Source organism: Devosia sp. SD17-2 (assembly GCF_029201565.1).
Taxonomy (GTDB): Bacteria; Pseudomonadota; Alphaproteobacteria; order Rhizobiales; family Devosiaceae; genus Devosia.
Genome location: NZ_CP104002.1, coordinates 2,916,244 through 2,931,183 on the forward strand (window position 1 = coordinate 2,916,244; position 14,940 = coordinate 2,931,183).

14 protein-coding genes, 1 tRNA gene and 1 riboswitch are annotated in these 14,940 nt (G+C 62.7%); of the genes, 9 read left to right on the forward strand and 6 right to left on the reverse strand.

Going from position 1 to position 14,940, the window contains the following annotated elements:
• Positions 1-53 precede the first annotated feature (53 nt).
• The 3 genes from NYQ88_RS14395 to NYQ88_RS14405 form a co-directional block, all read right to left on the reverse strand.
• Positions 54-130, reverse strand: a tRNA-Pro gene (locus NYQ88_RS14395).
• A gap of 160 nt (positions 131-290) precedes the next feature.
• Entirely contained in the window at positions 291-2,393 is a 2,103-nt protein-coding gene (locus tag NYQ88_RS14400) for an adenylate/guanylate cyclase domain-containing protein (RefSeq protein ID WP_275651813.1), read from the reverse strand.
• An 8-nt stretch (positions 2,394-2,401) separates the two neighbouring features.
• Positions 2,402-3,247: a helix-turn-helix domain-containing protein gene (locus NYQ88_RS14405; protein WP_275654926.1), complete on the reverse strand. Its 846-nt coding sequence runs from the start codon at positions 3,245-3,247 to the stop codon at positions 2,402-2,404.
• A 168-nt stretch (positions 3,248-3,415) separates the two neighbouring features.
• Here NYQ88_RS14405 and NYQ88_RS14410 point away from each other — a divergent pair, with 168 nt between their 5' ends.
• The 5 genes from NYQ88_RS14410 to NYQ88_RS14430 all read left to right on the forward strand — a co-directional run bounded on the left by NYQ88_RS14410 (position 3,416) and on the right by NYQ88_RS14430 (position 9,612).
• Positions 3,416-4,687, forward strand: a complete 1,272-nt coding sequence (locus NYQ88_RS14410) for an extracellular solute-binding protein (protein WP_275651814.1) — start codon at positions 3,416-3,418, stop codon at positions 4,685-4,687.
• Positions 4,688-4,756: 69 nt separating this feature from the next.
• Positions 4,757-5,647, forward strand: coding sequence for a sugar ABC transporter permease (locus tag NYQ88_RS14415; protein WP_275651815.1), 891 nt, complete (start codon positions 4,757-4,759; stop codon positions 5,645-5,647).
• Complete coding sequence (locus NYQ88_RS14420; RefSeq protein WP_275651816.1) at positions 5,644-6,456, forward strand: carbohydrate ABC transporter permease; 813 nt, start codon at positions 5,644-5,646, stop codon at positions 6,454-6,456. The genes NYQ88_RS14415 and NYQ88_RS14420 overlap by 4 nt, the downstream gene beginning before the upstream one ends.
• A gap of 10 nt (positions 6,457-6,466) precedes the next feature.
• Positions 6,467-7,555, forward strand: coding sequence for a sn-glycerol-3-phosphate ABC transporter ATP-binding protein UgpC (ugpC, locus tag NYQ88_RS14425; RefSeq protein WP_275651817.1), 1,089 nt, complete (start codon positions 6,467-6,469; stop codon positions 7,553-7,555).
• Positions 7,556-7,605: 50 nt separating this feature from the next.
• Positions 7,606-9,612: an aldo/keto reductase gene (locus NYQ88_RS14430; RefSeq protein WP_275651818.1), complete on the forward strand. Its 2,007-nt coding sequence runs from the start codon at positions 7,606-7,608 to the stop codon at positions 9,610-9,612.
• A 40-nt stretch (positions 9,613-9,652) separates the two neighbouring features.
• Here the strand turns inward: NYQ88_RS14430 and NYQ88_RS14435 are convergent, their stop codons facing one another.
• A complete protein-coding gene (locus tag NYQ88_RS14435) occupies positions 9,653-10,132 on the reverse strand; it encodes an SRPBCC family protein (protein WP_275651819.1) in 480 nt (159 codons plus the stop codon).
• The gene (locus tag NYQ88_RS14440) at positions 10,129-10,470 is read right to left on the reverse strand and encodes a metalloregulator ArsR/SmtB family transcription factor (RefSeq protein WP_275651820.1); all 342 of its coding nucleotides are present in this window, start codon (positions 10,468-10,470) and stop codon (positions 10,129-10,131) included. Before NYQ88_RS14440 ends, NYQ88_RS14435 begins: the two co-directional genes overlap by 4 nt.
• A gap of 67 nt (positions 10,471-10,537) precedes the next feature.
• Between NYQ88_RS14440 and NYQ88_RS14445 the strand changes: the two genes are divergently transcribed.
• Positions 10,538-11,230, forward strand: coding sequence for a dihydrofolate reductase family protein (locus NYQ88_RS14445; protein WP_275651821.1), 693 nt, complete (start codon positions 10,538-10,540; stop codon positions 11,228-11,230).
• A 188-nt stretch (positions 11,231-11,418) separates the two neighbouring features.
• Positions 11,419-11,994: an NADPH-dependent FMN reductase gene (locus NYQ88_RS14450; RefSeq protein WP_275651822.1), complete on the forward strand. Its 576-nt coding sequence runs from the start codon at positions 11,419-11,421 to the stop codon at positions 11,992-11,994.
• Positions 11,995-12,078: 84 nt separating this feature from the next.
• Here NYQ88_RS14450 and NYQ88_RS14455 read toward each other — a convergent pair whose 3' ends face one another.
• Positions 12,079-12,378 (reverse strand): hypothetical protein, encoded by a 300-nt coding sequence (locus NYQ88_RS14455; protein ID WP_275651823.1) that lies wholly within the window; start codon positions 12,376-12,378, stop codon positions 12,079-12,081.
• A 339-nt stretch (positions 12,379-12,717) separates the two neighbouring features.
• Positions 12,718-12,869: riboswitch (FMN riboswitch) on the forward strand.
• Positions 12,870-12,966: 97 nt separating this feature from the next.
• Between NYQ88_RS14455 and NYQ88_RS14460 the strand changes: the two genes are divergently transcribed.
• Positions 12,967-13,929: a DMT family transporter gene (locus NYQ88_RS14460; protein ID WP_275651824.1), complete on the forward strand. Its 963-nt coding sequence runs from the start codon at positions 12,967-12,969 to the stop codon at positions 13,927-13,929.
• Positions 13,930-14,083: 154 nt separating this feature from the next.
• Positions 14,084-14,923: a MurR/RpiR family transcriptional regulator gene (locus tag NYQ88_RS14465; RefSeq protein WP_275651825.1), complete on the forward strand. Its 840-nt coding sequence runs from the start codon at positions 14,084-14,086 to the stop codon at positions 14,921-14,923.
• Positions 14,924-14,940 lie beyond the last annotated feature (17 nt).

Here is a 14,940-nt window from a genome sequence, read left to right on the forward strand (position 1 = left end):
CCCAGTCAGCCCCGACAGGACTGCCGGACATTGCCGCGTATGATTTTGGAAAATGGTCGGAGCGGCCGGATTTGAACCGACGACCCTTTGTCCCCCAGACAAATGCGCTACCAGGCTGCGCTACGCCCCGACTGCGCGGAGACATAGAGAAGCTGCGCTTGGCGTGCAACCTAAAAATTCGTGGGCTGGGGAGCAAAGTGACAATTCCACAGCTAAACGCCTACCGGGCCGGAATGTCCGGCTCGCCAGTGTCGATCACGTCTTCCTCGGGCTCTCAAACGGGAATGCCCTCAGCTGGGCACAGTCTCAGCACGGCCGCTGTTTGGCACAAAATCGGCCTGCCTCCCAGGCAAGGCGTCATAAAACCCGGCAAGGGCTGGCTCGACTGACATTGCCAGCTCACGGCAAGTCGCGAGTGCTTCGGCAGTCCCCTCCCCGGCGGCAAGCAGCGTCAGTAGCGTCCCGTGCGCTTCGGCAAGGCTGGAGAAGGCGACGCTGTCCCTGACGTTCTCATCTCCAACAAGAATGAGAATCGGCTCGCGCTCGCTCATGCCCTTGAGTTCCACCCTGCCGGCGTCGAGAAAGGCCAGCTCCGACGCCGCGGCAGCCGTCGGCGCGCTGACAATGATCTCATGCCCCACCGCCCTGCACATGCTTTCGAGCCGCGCCGCGACATTGACCGTGTCGCCGACACAAGAATAGTCGAACCGCTCGGCAAACCCCATGTTGCCGACCAGCGCTGGACCGCTGGCTATGCCGATGCCGATATTGATCTGTTCGCCGCCCTCGGTATTGAGCGCGTCCAGCGCCTTGCGCATGGCCAGCGCGGCCCGGCAGGCTAAGAGCGCATGCCGCTCGATCCGCACCGGCGCATTCCAGAACGCCATCACCGCGTCGCCCATGAATTTGTCGATCGTTCCCTTATGGTCGACAATGGCGTGACCGAGCGCGCCGAACAGCCGGTTGAGAATGCCCACCAGTTCATCGGGCGCAACGCGCTCGCCCAGGGCGGAGAAATTGCGCACGTCCGAGAACATCACCGTCAGCTCGCGCACCTCCCCGCCGAGGCGCAGCAGTTTTTCGTCCGCTTCGATCTGCGTCAGCAACGAGGGCTCGACATAGTGGGCGAAGGCCCGCCTTATGCGCCGCCGGTCCGCATCGGTGGTGGCAAAGCGATAGACCACCATGGCCGCAAACAGCGTCAGAATACCGAGAAGCGGAAAACTCGGATCGATCAAGAGGCGCGCGCCGGAAAAGGCAAACCAGCTTCCTGCCGTCACCGCCGCCACCGTGGCCAGCGATACCACCAGACCCACCATTGGCCCGGTCCACACCACGCTGCCGACGATAAGCAGGCCCGCGGTGACAAAGATCAGCACCTCCAGCCCCGCTACCCAATCGGCGCGATCAAGGAAGGCCCCCGTCATCATCTGCTCGAGCACCTGCAGGTGGATGGTCACCCCCGGCACATCCTCGCCCAGCGCGCTGGAGCGAATATCGAGGAGCCCCGTCGCCGAGGTGCCGATGAGCACGATCTTGCCGGCGATGCGCTCGGTCAGCGCCGTATAGTCATCCCCCAAAATCCCCACCGCGGAGGTGTAAACGTCATCGCCGAGGGGGCGATAGTAGATCCAGAAATCCCCCTCCGGCCCGGTGGGCACGGTGAGGTCGCCAATGCGCAGCTGATCCACATGCCCGCCGCTGTCGCCCAGCACCACAAGGGTGGAAACGCCCATGGCCACGCGCATGGCCTCGGCGGCGAGGGTCGGAAAAATCTTGCCGTCGCTGTTCCAGAGCAGTGGCAGCCGACGCGCCACCCCGCCCCCGCCGCGCTCGAGGCTGGCGACCCCGAGGCCCGAGGCTTCCGCCGCCAGTTCCGGCAGGGGCTGCGCGACCCCGCCCAGCATCGGCAGGTTTTCCAGCGGGTCGACACCGGTCACCGCCAGCCCGCCTTTCGGCGCGAGGCGCGTGGGCACCGCCCGAGGGCTTTGCGCCATGGCGAGCACGGTCGGCCCGCCCGCCAGTGCCGCGGCCAGCCGGCCGTCATTGCTCAGCCCGGCCTCCGTTCCAGCCGGTCCCATGCGGTCGGGCTCGCTGAACAGGAGATCGAGCGTCACCGCCGCCGCCCCCATTTCGAGCAGGCGCTGGGTCAGCAGGGCAAAGACGTCCCGCGGCCACGGCCATTGTCCGATCGCGGCCAGCGCGGCCTCATCGATATCGACGATATGGACGGGCAGCGGGCCCGCCACCGGGCGCGGCAGCATCTGCTGATAACTGTCAAAGCTGGTCTCGCGCGCCACCTGCAGCGGATAGGGATCGGCCAGCCGCAACAGGGTCAGAGCTGCGATCACCGCGACGCCGAACACGACCGCGATCCATTTTCTCCTGTCCATGCCCGGCGTCAGACCGCCGTGCGGTGGACGACCACCGGGAGCACCGAAACCGGCGGCCTCGATCGGACATCGCGCCGGAAATCGGTGGGCGACTTGCCAGCCACCCGGCGGAACGCCTTGTTGAAGGCGCTGAGCGAACCGAACCCGCTCTCCATGGCAATAGTCAGGACGCTCTGCTCGCTGCGCATCAGCTGCGCCTGCGCAAACGAGAGACGCATGAGATTGATGTATTCGTTCAAGGTCATGCCGGTCGACTTCTTGAACACAGCCATGGCGTATTTGGGATGGATATCCGCGGCCACGGCGATATCGAAACTGTCGATGTCCTCGAGGAAATTATCGGCCACGAATTCGCAGATGCGCACGATGATCGGGGTGATGTGGTGGTCCGGACCACCATCCCCGGCGGCGTTGCAAGGCCCCGGCAACAGGTCATAGGACGAGAAGCGGATGCGCTCGATGCGCAGCAGCAGTTCGTCCACCGCCATCGCCGCCTTCAGCGGATCGCCGGAGCGGGCATAATTATTCCATCGCGCGAAATTGATGGGGTCGGAATCGTCGGTTTCCTGGGTAATCAGGGTCGCACCCTGCATCAGCCGTGCCTGCATTTCCGAAGGCAGGCGCAGCCGGAAAAAATGCACCAGCGGCAGATGTCCTCCGGCATAGACAAGATCATCAGAGGCATCGTCCAGCCAGTGCGGCTGCCCGCCCCAGAAAAGCGTCAAGTCCCCTTGGGAAAAGCGGATTTCGTGCCCGCTCATCTTGTAGTGGGCCCAGCCCTTGACGATGAAATTGACTTCTACCTGCACATGCCAGTGCGATGACTTCATCACCAGTGGCGAGGAATGGAACATGTGCAGTTCCGTGGGCAAGCCCTCAACGCCGTCCACCAGCGGCTCGTAGTATGCGCGACTAATCTTACTTTCCGCCAAGTTCGCTTACCGATTGAGAGTGACGGCGACAATTGCGTCGTTACTCTAGGAAGCGCTCGGAGGAAGAGCAAACAAAAAGGGAGGAATACAATGTCTCGCAATGTTACGCGGTGGACCCGCACGCTTGCCGTCGCCCTGACCGGCATCAGCATGTTCAGCGTCGCGGCCTCTGCCGCCGAACTGACCGTCTGGTGCTGGGACCCGAACTTCAATATTCCCGCCATGGCCGATGCCGGCGCGCGCTATACCGCTGCCCATCCCGAAACCACCTTCAACATCAACAATGTCACCCAGGACGAGATCAACCAGAAGCTGCAGACCCAGCTGCTTGCCGGCGTCTCGGACGGCCTGCCTGACATCGTCCTGATCCAGGACGACAATATCCAGCGCTTCCTGCAGTCGTTCCCCGGCGCCTTCGTGCCGCTGTCCGACAGCATCGATATGAGCAAGTTCGCCGACTACAAAGTCGCCGCCGCGACCCATGAAGGCAAGTCCTACTCCCTGCCCTTCGACTCCGGCGTCACCGGCCTCTTCTACCGCTCAGACTATCTCGAGGAAGCCGGCTACACCGCCGCCGACGTCCAGGACATCACCTGGGACCGCCTGATCGAAATCGGCAAGGACATCCTCGCCAAGACCGGCCACCCCCTCATCGACATGGACTATAATGACGACGGCCAGATCGTCATGATGATGCAGTCCACCGGCCAGTGGTATCTCAAGGACGGCAATGAGCCGAACATCCTCGATAATGCCGCGCTTCGGGAATCGCTCGAAGTGTTCCAGGAAATGGCCCAGGCCGGCCTGATCAAGCCCGTCTCAGACTGGACCGGCTACACCGGCGCATTCACCTCGGGCGAAGTGGCCATGGTTCCGCAGGGCGTCTGGATCACCGGCACCATCAAGTCGACCGCCGACCAGGCCGGCAAGTGGGGCGTGGCTCCGCTGCCCAAGCTCAATGATGTCGAAGGCGCGACCAGCTACTCCAACAATGGCGGCTCCAGCTGGTACGTGTTGGCCTCCTCCCAGAACCAGGAAGAAGCCATCGACTTCCTCAAGACTGTCTGGGCGGAAGACGTCGACTTCTATCAGGGCATTCTCGTCAATCAGGGCGCTGTCGGCTCGCTGCTCGCCGCCCGTGAAGGCGAGGCCTACAAGGCCAGCGACGATTTCTTCGGTGGCGCACCGGTCTGGCAGAACTTCTCGAACTGGCTGGCCCAGGTGCCTTCGGTCGACTATGGCACCTTCACGCCTGAAGCCCGCCTCGCTGTCCGCGCCCAGCTGCCGAACATCGCCAATGGCGGCGATATCGACGAGGCCCTCAAGGCCATGGATTCCCAGCTGCGCCAGCAGATGCAGTAACGCCGACTCCTCGGGGCGGGCTCCGGCCCGTCCCGACCGGGTGGCACTTCTCTTTTGATCGGAGTGGGCATGGCGCAGACCCGTCTGGACCGCAACGAGCAGATCAACGGCTGGGCATTCGTCATGCCCGCCCTGGTCCTGCTCGGCATTTTCATGATCTATCCCATCCTCTGGTCGCTCTGGATGAGCTTCCAGGTCGGACGCGGGAACAGCTTTTCCTTTGGCGGCTTCGCCAACATCCAGCGGCTGGCCAATGACGCCCTGCTGGTGCAAGCACTGCTCAACACCGGCTTCTTCTTTGTCGTCCAGGTGCCGATAATGATCATTCTGGCGCTGCTGTTCGCAGTGGCGCTGAACGATGCGACCCTGCGGTTCCGGGGCCTGTTCCGCACGCTGATCTTCCTGCCCTGCGTCACCTCGCTGATCGCCTATTCTAGCCTTTTCAAATCGATGTTCTCGGGCGATGGCATCGTCAACCAGACGCTGATGTCGCTGCATCTGATAAGCGCGCCCCTGCCGTGGCTGACCGATCCGTTCTGGGCGAAAATCGTCATCGTCCTCGCCATCACCTGGCGCTGGACCGGCTACAACATGATCTTCTATCTGGCGGCGCTGCAGAACGTCGACAAGTCGATCTATGAGGCCGCGCGCATCGACGGCATCCCCGCCTGGGCGCGGTTCTGGCACATCACCGTGCCGATGCTGAAGCCGGTGATCCTGTTCACCACCATCCTCTCGACCATCGGCACGCTGCAGCTCTTTGACGAGGTCAACAACATTACCCAGGGCGGCCCTGGCAATGGCACGATGACCCTTTCGCTCTACATCTACAACCTCACCTTCCGCATGATGCCCAGCTTCGGCTACTCGGCCACAGTCTCCTGGGTCATCGTCGCCATCGTGGCGGTGCTGAGCGTGATCCAGTTCGCCTTTGCGCGTGATCGCAGGAGGCCCTCATGAACCTCTATCTTCTCAGGCGCGCCGGCGTTTATCTCTTTCTCTCCGTCGCCGCCTTCGTCTCGGTCTTTCCCTTTATCTGGATGGCACTCGGCGCCACCAACAGGTCGGCCGATATCGTCACCGGCAAATTGTCCGTGGGGAGCAATCTGCTCGTCAACTTCCAGAGCCTGATGGCCCAGGTCGATCTGGTCCGGGTGTTCGGCAATTCCTTCTTTATTGCCATTGTCTCGACCATCCTCACCCTGGCGGTGTCCTCACTCGCCGGCTACGGCTTCGAAATCTTCCGCTCGCGGGTGCGGGAGCGAATTTTCCAGCTTTTGCTGCTCCTGCTGTCGATCCCGTTCGCGGCGCTGATGGTGCCGCTGTTCGTGATGATCTCGCGGGTGCAGCTGACCAATACGTTCACCGCAGTCATCCTGCCGTCCATCGCCTCGATCTTCATCGTCTTCTACTTCCGCCAGGCGACGAAGGCCTTTCCGGCCGATCTGCGCGACGCGGCGCGGGTGGATGGGCTCAAGGAATGGCAGATCTTCCTCTTCGTCTATCTGCCCACCATGCGCTCGACCTATGCGGCGGCGACGATCATCGTCTTCATGGGCGCATGGAACAATTACCTCTGGCCGCTGATCGTGCTGCAGACGCCCGAGAACAAGACCATCACCCTGGTCATCTCGACGCTCACGGCCGCCTACACACCTGACTACGGCGTCATCCTGTTGACCACCGTTCTCGCCACGCTTCCGACCCTCGTCATCTTCTTCGTCCTGCAGCGCCAGTTCGTGCAGGGCATGCTGGGCGCGGTCAAATGAGGGACATGAAATGAGCAGCCTCAGCCTCAAGAACATTCGCAAGTCCTACGGCCACCACGAAGTCATCAAGGGCGTCGACCTCGACATCAACTCCAAGGAGTTCGTGGTCTTTGTCGGCCCCTCCGGCTGCGGCAAGTCAACCCTGCTGCGCATGATCGCCGGTCTTGAACACATCACCGCCGGCGAGCTCGAGATCGGCGGGCAACGCATGAATGATGTCGAGCCGTCGCGGCGCGGCATTGCCATGGTGTTCCAGACCTACGCCCTCTATCCGCACATGAGCGTGCGCGACAACATGGGCTTTGCCCTGCGTTTCGCCAAGGTTCCACGGGACGAGATCGATCGGCAGGTCAATGCCGCCGCAAAGATCCTGGCGCTCGACCCGCTGATGGACCGCTACCCCAAGGAGCTTTCCGGCGGCCAACGCCAGCGCGTCGCCATCGGTCGCGCCATCGTGCGCCAGCCGGAGGTCTTCCTCTTTGACGAGCCCCTGTCTAATCTCGACGCCGAATTGCGCGTGCATATGCGCATCGAGATTGCGCGCCTGCACAAGGAGCTGCAGACCACGATGATCTACGTCACCCATGACCAGGTCGAGGCCATGACGCTGGCCGACAAGATCGTCGTGCTGCGCGATGGGCTGATCGAGCAGGCCGGGCGCCCGCTCGATCTCTATGACGATCCGGCCAACCAGTTCGTCGCCGGCTTCATCGGCTCCCCCAAGATGAATTTCATCAAGGCCGAAGTGGTCGAGGCTGCCAATGGCGCGGTCAATCTGCGGCTGGTCAACCAGGGCGGCGTCCATCTTCGGATGCCTCTGACCGGCGCCCCGCCCGCCGTGGGCAGCAATGTGCTGGTCGGCGTGCGACCCGAGCATTTCGCCGAAGCCGGGGCGGGCGATGTCGATCTCGCCCTCGAGGTCGATGTGGCCGAGCATCTGGGTTCGACCAGCTTTGTCTACGCCAATACCGCCTCCGGCGAGCCGATCACCATCGAGCGCGAGGGTGCGCGCGACCTCGGCAATGACTCCGCCTTCACTGTCGCCATTCGCGCCAGCCAGGCCTTCCTGTTCGACAGCGTCGGCAATCGCCTGCGCTGATCCTTCCCCCCACGGGGGAGTACTTACAACCTATCTTTCAGGGGCTACTTATGACCGACACTAAAATCCGCTGGGGCATCATCGGCCCAGGCAGTATCGCCAAGGCTTTCCGGGGCGGGCTCGAACAGGCCCAGCACGGCATACTTGCCGCCATTGCGACGCGCGACCCCAACCGGCCGGGTCTCGCCGAGGATTTCCCGGGCGTCCGCATCGTCAAGGGCTATGACGCGCTGCTCGCCGATCCCGATATCGACGCCGTCTATATCGCCGTACCCCACACCGGCCACGCCGAATGGGCCATCAAGGCCGCCGAGGCCGGCAAGCATGTGCTTGTCGAAAAGCCGCTGGCTCTCTCGGCCCATGAGATCGACGCCGTTTTCCATGCCCACCGCAAGGCCGGCACCTTCGCGGGCGAGGCCTTCATGTATCGTCTGCACCCGCAGGTCGTGCAGCTAATCGAGCTCATCCGCTCCGGCGCCATCGGTGAAGTGCGGCTGATCCAGTCCAGCTTCGGCTTCTCGATGGGGAAATTCCAGCCCGAGCACCGGCTCTTTGCTTCCGCCCTCGCCGGCGGCGGCATTCTCGATGTCGGCGGCTACCCCGTCTCCATGGCTCGGCTCATCGCCGGCGCGGCGATCGGCAAGCCGTTCGCTGACCCGGTCAAAGTGCGTGGCACCGCCAAGATCAATGATGAAGGCACCGATGACTGGGCTGCCGCCATCCTCACCTTCAAGAACGGCATCATCGCCCAGGTCTCCTGCGCCATCATGGCGAACCTCGATAATGTTCTGCGCATTCACGGCTCCGAAGGCCGCATCGAAGTGCCCGATTTCTGGTTCGCTGGCGGTGACCGCACCCGTGGCCCGGGCCGCATCGACATCATCAAGGGCGGCAAGACCGAAACGCTCAGCCTCGGCGAAGAGCGCCATGTCTATTCCTTCGAGGCCGACGCCGCCTCGCTCGCGATTCTGGAAGGCCGGACCGAGTTCCCCGCCCCGGGCATGAGCTGGGCCGATAGCCTGGGCAATGCCGCCGTGCTCGACCTCTGGCGCAAGGATGCCGGCATCGTGTTCTCCATCGAAAGACCCACAGTGCGCACCAAAACCCTCGACAATCGTCCGCTCGGACCGAACACCGGCGTCATCCCCAAGCGCTCTATCCCAGGTCTCGGCAAGCAGGCTTCGGCCGTCGCCCTCGGCTTTGAGGATTTCAAGACCTTCCCCTCCGGTGCCATTCTGCTGGATGCCTTCTGGGAGCGCGGCGGCAATCTCTTCGACACCGCCTTTGTCTATGGCGCCGGCTACACCGAAAAGCTCTTCGGCGAATGGCACACCAGCCGCGGCGTGCGCGACCAGGCCGTGCTCATCGGCAAGGGCGCCCACTCCCCCCTCTGCTATCCCGATGTGATCGGCAAGCAGCTGACCCAGTCGCTCGACCGTCTCGAGACCGATTATGTCGACGTCTATTTCATGCACCGCGACAATCTCGATGTGCCGGTGGGCGAATTCGTCGATGCCATGGATGCGGAGGTCAAGGCCGGCCGCATCCGCGGTCCCTTCGGCGGTTCCAACTGGACCAAGGAGCGCTTGGACGAGGCGATCGCCTATGCCGAGCGCACCGGCAAGACCGGGCCCCAGGCGCTGTCGAACAATTTCGCCCTGGCCGAAATGCTCGACCCGATCTGGGCCGGCTGTGTCACCGCCTCGACGCCCGATTTCAAGCAGTGGCTGACCGACCGTCAGGTCACCAATTTCTCCTGGTCGAGCCAGGCCCGTGGCTTCTTCACCGACCGCGCCGGCCGCGAAAAGACCGACAATGAGGAGCTGGTCCGCGTCTGGTACAACGACCAGAATTTCGGGCGCCGTGACCGCGCCCTGCAGCTGGCGGCGGAACTGGGCAAATCGCCCATCCACGTCGCCCTCGCCTATGTGCTCGCCCAGCCCTTCCCGAGCGTGCCCCTCATCGGCCCGCGCACCTTGGCCGAGCTTGACGACAGCCTCAACGCCTTCGACATCAAGCTCACCCCCGAACAGGTGCGCTGGCTCGAACAGGGCTGATCCTTGCAATTGTGGCGCGGTGCTCCGGCACCGCGCCGCCTCAGCGACCGAGATAGGCTGCAAGCTTATCGAGCGTCTGCAGGCCGTATTCCACCGCATTGAAGGCGAGGACCGCCTGACGCCGTTCGCGGCTCGGATGCATGTGGCGCATGGTCAGAACGGTCTTGCCGTCGCCCTGCACATCAAAAGTCACCAGCATGTGGAAGCGATAGGGATCATCGGGCTCGGGCGTGCCGTAATCAACCAGAATGCGTTCATTGGGCACGATCTGGATAAAGCGCATGAGGTTGGCAAAGCGCTGCTCCTGCCCCTCGAATGTGCCGACCATGTCAAAGCGCCAGACCCCGCCCTCGCGGATATCGGCCTCATGGCTCTCGATGCTGAGCCCCTCTGGCCCATACCATTGCGTCAGCGCCTCTGTATCCATCCAGGCGGCGAAAACCCTCTCGCGCGGATGGTTCAGAACCCTGGTGAGCACGATTTCCCGGTCGATCGACCAGGTGTCAAAAAGCGTGGTCATGCGCCCTCCTCCTCTGCCGTCCTGTCGAGATAGGTCTCAAGCCTGTCGAGCCGCTTCCGCCATCCCCGGCGCTCGGCTTCCATCCAGTCGGCCACTTCCTCAAAGCGCGGCTCAACCAACCGGCACCAGCGACTGCGGCCTCGCTTTTCACTGGCCATCAGTCCGCTCTCCTCGAGCACCTTCAGGTGCTGCATGAAAGAGGGCAGCGCCATGTCGAAAGGCTCGGCCAGCACGCTGACCGGCGCCTCGCCCTCCGCCAACCGCGAAACCACCGCACGGCGCGTCGGATCGCTGAGAGCATGAAAGGCTAGGTCGAGTTGGGTGGCGTCATGTGACATGCCCCTGCTTACGCCGCGCCCCCCCGACCCGTCAATTACATTTAGGCATTTGCCTTAGTATTCAGACATGATACTAAGGCAAAAAGCTAAGTGTTTTGCAGCGATCCCTGCAGGAGGACAAAATGGTCTACGTGCCGATCTCAATATCTCGCTCGATGGCTTTGCCACCGCCACCGACCAGACCACTGAAAAGCCGATGAGCCCGGACTGGATGCGGCTGGTCAGCGCCTATGTCGCCACCAAAACGGTGCGCGAACGGGTGTTCGGCGACGAAACAGGCAAGGGCACCACCGGCATCGACGACCGCTACGCCCGGGATTATTTCGCCGATGTAGGCGCCGAGATCATGGGCGCCGGCATGTTCGGCCTGCACAATACCGACGACGCCAACTGGAAGGGTTGGTGGGGCGATGAGCCGCCGTTCCGCATTCCGGTTCTGGTCCTCACCCACACGCCGCGCCCCGACATCACTTTTGCCAATGGCACGTCTTTCCATTTCCTCGACACCAGCGCGGAAGACGCCCTCGCGCGGGCCAGGGCCCTCGCTGGTGAGAGGGATATTCGCATCGGTGGCGGCGCCAGTCTTGTGCGCGACTTTCTCAAGGCCGGTCTCATCGACCGCCTCCACGTGGGCATCGCCCCGGTCATCCTCAGTCAGGGCGTCCGCCTCTGGGACGATCTGCGCCACCTCGAAGACAGTTACTCGATCACCAGCGAAGTCTCCGAGGGCGGGGTCATTCACGTCACCTTCGAGCGCTGAAACGTCCCAATTCTATCTCCATCCGATCCCTTGGATGGCTTTCGGCGGAGGCTGCAGGGTCGTGGATATGGCAAGACCCTGCATCTTCCCACCCGCCATGTGCAGCCCGCCTTTCCCAAAAGCTCCCGGATCGTTTCCGCCTCCCCCGGCGTTGTGCCAAAACCCCGCATACCCATCAGGAGGTGGCGATGACCACCATGTTCAAGGTCGGCTATTTCGTCGGCAGTCTTTCGAGCACATCCATCAACCGCAAGCTGTCCAAGGCACTTGTGCGCCTCACCCACCCCGGCTTCGAGATGACCGAAATCCCGTTCCGGGATCTCCCGCTCTACAGCCCCGATTATGACGCGGACTATCCGCCCGCCGCCCGGGCCTACAAGCAGGCCATCGCCGATGCAGACGCGATCCTCTTCGTCACCCCTGAATATAATCGCTCGGTGCCCGGCGGCCTCAAGAACGCCATCGACTGGGCCAGCCGCCCCTGGGGCCAGAATTCCTTCACCCGCAAGCCCTCGGCAATCATCGGGGCCTCCATCGGCGCCATCGGCACCGCCGTCGCCCAGCAGAACCTTCGGAGCATCCTCAGTTTCTGCAATTCTCCGATGATGAACGCGGTCGAGGCCTACATCCACTTCAAGCCCGATCTCATCAGCGATGACGGCACGGTCAATGATGAAAGCACCAAGGATTTCCTCGCCAACTACATGGCGGAGTTCCACCAGTTCGTGACCCGCGTCTACACCGCCCTGCCCCGCGACGAGTAGGTTTCGGTTTCAAGCCTTGCGCTGTCCTCTAACGACTATTCCCCCGGTCGGGGGCAGCGCACCGGCGGGGCTCTGGAAGATTTGCTATACCGGCCTGACCTCAGGCCCGAACATCTCCACCCAATTCCTGATCGTCATCCCCGCTCGATAATCGGCGAGCATTTCGGGGTCCAGCACTTCGATCAGCAGCCGGTTTTCCAGCCAGATTTCGACGCATTGAAACGGCCCGCGGTCGCAGAGGCGACTGATCCAGCCCTGCCGCCTCCCGATTGCAATGATCTCATCCGCCGGCAGAAGCGAGGCAATCGCTGCGTGAACGAATGTCTTTGCCGTATCGGGACCTGCCGAGCGGCACTCAACGGCGCCGTCACCCGGCACCAGCACCTGCGTGTCCGGATAGACTTCGATGGCGGTTCCATCGTCCTTGCCGGAAAAGGCGGGAAAAGCATCGCCTCCCCCGCGAGCACTTGTGCGAGAAAACGGGCGACAGCTTCCGGGTCGGACGCGCTGATGGAAAGATGCAGCAGGCTCATGGTTGTGATCCCTATTGCTAGCCCCTTCAAAACTATCAGGCGGTGGGCCGCGACAGACAACCCCTTCCAGGCCCCACATTGCGACCAAGAATCCTGCATCGTTCGAGGACGACGCACGGTTACTGCTTTGTGCGTACTTGTTTCAGGGGCACCACTGACCTAGATTTCCGCTGCAGGCATCGAACCCCTGCAGAGTTCTCAGGGCGGGGTGTAATTCCCCACCGGCGGTAAAGGCGGCAACGCCAAGCCCGCGAGCGCCTTCGGACCGTTTGGTTCGTGGGGTCAGCAGATCCGGTGTAATTCCGGAGCCGACGGTCATAGTCCGGATGAAAGAGAACGGGATCAGCGCCCAGCCGGGCGTGCGCGCCTTTTGGCGCGCCGACAATCCGGCCGTTCGTCTCCCGTAACCCTGAGGAAACTGGTTACGGAAAGGACGAACATGAACCAGATTTCCTCTTCTACCGCCAATGCCGCCGCCACCGGCGCCGCTTTCATGCTTGCGGCCAGCCTGGCGTTTGCCGGCACCAATACCCTTCAGGCCGTGCTGCCCTGGCAGTTCGGCATGAGCTCGACCGGTATGGCCTTCTGGCAATATCTCATTGCCTCGATCCTGGCCTTGCCCCTTATTCTCAAGATCGGCCTTCGCCACCTCAGGACCAACCACCCATGGGCGCACCAGACCCGCGCCTTTGTGTCGGCGCTGGGTGTGCATGTCTTTGTCTATGGCTTCGCCTCGGGCGTGCCGATCTGGCAGATGGTGACCCTCCTCGCGACAGGGCCGCTCTTCATCATCATCGGCTCCACCCTGTTCCTGGGAGAACGCGTCTCCGCCGCGCGCATCGGCGCCGCCCTCGTCGCCACGCTGGGTGCCTTCATTGTGTCCGGTGTCGGCTCGGAGACCCTGGGCCTGCATACGCTCGTGCCGGTCCTCGCCGCAGCGCTCTGGGCCGCTAATGACGTGCTCACCAAATATCTCTCCCGCGAAGAAAGCCCTGAGACGCTCACCGTCTCGCTGCTGGTTCTCGTCACGCCGAACCACCTGTTGATCCTCCTCGCCGTCACCGCGCTGGGCTGGGTGCTGCCGGGTGTGGTCCCCACCGGCCTTTCCGGCCTTCCCTTCGATCTGCCGTCGGGCATGGGCCTCGTCCTGCTGATCCTCCTCGGGGCCCTCACCGCGATCGCGCAATATCTCCTCTCCTTCGCCTATCGCGCTGCTGACGCCGCCTATCTCCAGCCCTTCGCCGATCTCAAGGTTCCGCTGGCCGGCATCGTCGGCTGGGTGGCGTTGGGCCAGGTCCCATCCATCTGGTTCTGGCCGGGCGCAGCCCTTATCGTCGGAGCCTCCATTTTCATCTTCTGGGCGGAAAACAGCAATCGCCAGGGCGGACTGCAGCCGGCGTAACCAATTTCGCGCCAGGCTGCGCTCAATGCTAACAGTCTGCTAGCACTATCGGGTCAAAGGGCAGAAACGCGTTCAAACGCGGTTTTGCCCTTGATTTCGACCAGACAAACCGTGCATTCCATCTGCGGAACAGGTTTTCCAAGAAGGCTTGCGCATGACGGATGTTTCGCCCCAGACGGCTCCCGAAGATTTCGACACGCTCCGCGCCGTCATTCTTGAGCGCAAAGGCGAATTGCCCAAGCGGCTGACCCAGGTCGCGGCCTATGCGCTCGATCATCCCGATGAAATCGCCTTTGGCACGGCGGCCAGCATCGCCATTTCGGCGCAGGTGCAGCCGTCCACTCTGGTGCGCTTTGCCCAACATTTTGGATTTGATGGCTTTTCGGGCCTGCAGCACGTTTTCCGCGCCCGCCTGCGCGAGCGCAATTCCAGCTACGAGGACCGCCTCAAGAAGCTCGAAGAAGGCGAAGCCTCGCTGGCCGAGAGCACTGCCATCCTCAATAAATTCATTTCTGCCGCCCATCGCAGTGTTGATGCGCTGAGCGCGGCGATCGATCCCGAGGGCTTTGAGAAAGCCGTCGAAATCCTCGCCAGGGCCGACACCATCTATCTCATCGCCAAGCGCCGCTCCTATCCCATTGCCAGCTACATGGCCTATGCCTTCGGCAAGTTGAAGGTGCGCTGCCAAATGGTTGGCACGGCAGCCGGAATTGACGACGACCTCTTGGGCATGGCCGGCCCGAACGACGCCGCCTTTGCCATCAGCTTCTCCCCTTACGCCTCGGAAAGCGCTACCCAGGCCCGCGCCCTTGCCTCGCGTGGCGTGCCGGTCGTCTCCCTCACCGATTCTGCCTTTTCGCCGTTGGCCGAGTGTTCCAGCGTATGGTTCGAGCTCGTTGAAGCAGATCACGCTGGCTTCCGGTCCCTGTCCGCCAGCATGGCCTTCGCCATGGCATTAACCGTCTCCATCGCCGAAAAACGCCGCCGCGCATAAGGGAATGTGTACATTCC